This window comes from Empedobacter sp. R750, from assembly GCF_030324345.1.
Lineage (GTDB): Bacteria > Bacteroidota > Bacteroidia > Flavobacteriales > Weeksellaceae > Empedobacter > Empedobacter falsenii_C.
In genome coordinates, this window is record NZ_JACAGF010000036.1 from 3313 (window position 1) to 5421 (window position 2109).

The 2109-nt window shown below is 45.4% G+C and carries 2 tRNA genes and 1 rRNA gene; all 3 read right to left on the minus strand.

Going from position 1 to position 2109, the window contains the following annotated elements:
• Positions 1-83 precede the first annotated feature (83 nt).
• Positions 84-157 (minus strand) — tRNA-Ala (locus HXZ74_RS16945).
• 44 nt (positions 158-201) lie between these two features.
• Positions 202-275: transfer RNA gene (locus tag HXZ74_RS16950), tRNA-Ile, on the minus strand.
• 180 nt (positions 276-455) lie between these two features.
• Positions 456-1974: ribosomal RNA gene (locus tag HXZ74_RS16955) — 16S ribosomal RNA — on the minus strand.
• Positions 1975-2109: the final 135 nt, after the last annotated feature.

Sequence of the window (2109 nt, forward strand, 5' to 3'; positions counted from 1 at the left end):
AATAATGTCAATGAACTCTTCTTTAGCGTATTGCGATATACGTTTCGCGTTGCGCGATTCGCATAACTCTTTTCGCTATATCGTGGAGAATATCGGAGTCGAACCGATGACCTCTTGCGTGCAAGGCAAGCGCTCTAGCCAGCTGAGCTAATCCCCCTCTTTGTCGTATTTCGAAATTCGTAAGACGAACTTCGGTTTTAGTAGTCTCAGGCAGACTCGAACTGCCGACCTCTACATTATCAGTGTAGCGCTCTAACCAGCTGAGCTATGAGACTCTTTAATACTCTTAAAGAGTGGTCTTTTTGTTAGTTGTAAGTGTTAAGTTATAAGTTTTAAGTGTTTTTTCTTAATCTAAATCTTAACCTTTATCTCTAACTATATATTAAATACTACAGAATAAAAAGCCGAATCAAAATCAATCTTCTACTAATAGAAGAAAATTCGTCGTTCTCTAAATATGAGATGTTCCAGCCGCACCTTCCGGTACGGCTACCTTGTTACGACTTAGCCCTAGTTACCAGTTTTACCCTAGGCAGCTCCTGTTACGGTCACCGACTTCAGGTACCCCCAGCTTCCATGGCTTGACGGGCGGTGTGTACAAGGCCCGGGAACGTATTCACCGCATCATGGCTGATATGCGATTACTAGCGATTCCAGCTTCATAGAGTCGAGTTGCAGACTCCAATCCGAACTGAGATAAGTTTTTGAGATTCGCATCTTGTTGCCAAGTAGCTGCCCTCTGTACTTACCATTGTAGCACGTGTGTAGCCCAAGACGTAAGGGCCGTGATGACTTGACGTCGTCCCCACCTTCCTCGCGGTTTGCACCGGCAGTCTCATTAGAGTCCCCGTCTTTAAACGCTGGCAACTAATGATAGGGGTTGCGCTCGTTGCAGGACTTAACCTAACACCTCACGGCACGAGCTGACGACAGCCATGCAGCACCTTGCAGTCTGTCCGAAGAAAAATCTATTTCTAGATCTGTCAAATTGCATTTAAGCCTTGGTAAGGTTCCTCGCGTATCATCGAATTAAACCACATGCTCCACCGCTTGTGCGGGCCCCCGTCAATTCCTTTGAGTTTCATTCTTGCGAACGTACTCCCCAGGTGGGATACTTATAACTTTCGCTTAGCCACTGAGTTCGAAAACCCAACAGCAAGTATCCATCGTTTACGGCGTGGACTACCAGGGTATCTAATCCTGTTCGCTCCCCACGCTTTCGTCCATCAGCGTCAGTTGATGTTTAGTCACCTGCCTTCGCAATTGGTGTTCTGCGTAATATCTAAGCATTTCACCGCTACACTACACATTCCAGCAACTTCAACATCACTCAAGACTAACAGTATCAATGGCAGTTTCATAGTTAAGCTATGAGATTTCACCACTGACTGATTAATCCGCCTACGGACCCTTTAAACCCAATAAATCCGGATAACGCTTGCACCCTCCGTATTACCGCGGCTGCTGGCACGGAGTTAGCCGGTGCTTATTCTTCTGGTACCTTCAGCTACTTACACGTAAGTAGGTTTATCCCCAGATAAAAGTAGTTTACAACCCATAAGGCCGTCATCCTACACGCGGGATGGCTGGATCAGGCTTCCACCCATTGTCCAATATTCCTCACTGCTGCCTCCCGTAGGAGTCTGGTCCGTGTCTCAGTACCAGTGTGGGGGTTCACCCTCTCAGGCCCCCTAAAGATCATCGTCTTGGTGAGCCGTTACCTCACCAACTAACTAATCTTACGCATGCCTATCCTACTGCGATAAATCTTTCAAAAATTCATGATGCCATGATTTCTATTATAAAGTATTAATCCTCCTTTCGAAGGGCTATCCTTTTCAGTAGGGCAAGTTGCATACGCGTTACGCACCCGTGCGCCGGTCTCTAGTTAGCAAGCTAACTATACCCCTCGGCTTGCATGTGTTAAGCCTCCCGCTAGCGTTCATCCTGAGCCAGGATCAAACTCTCCATTGTAATTTTTCTTTTGGTATTGCTACCTATGTTTTTACAACTTCGAATTTCCTATAGCTCCATTATTCAAGGATTGACTTCGTTTTATTCGGCTATTTTTTCTTCTGTATATTTTATAATTTCAAATGAACTTCTCAT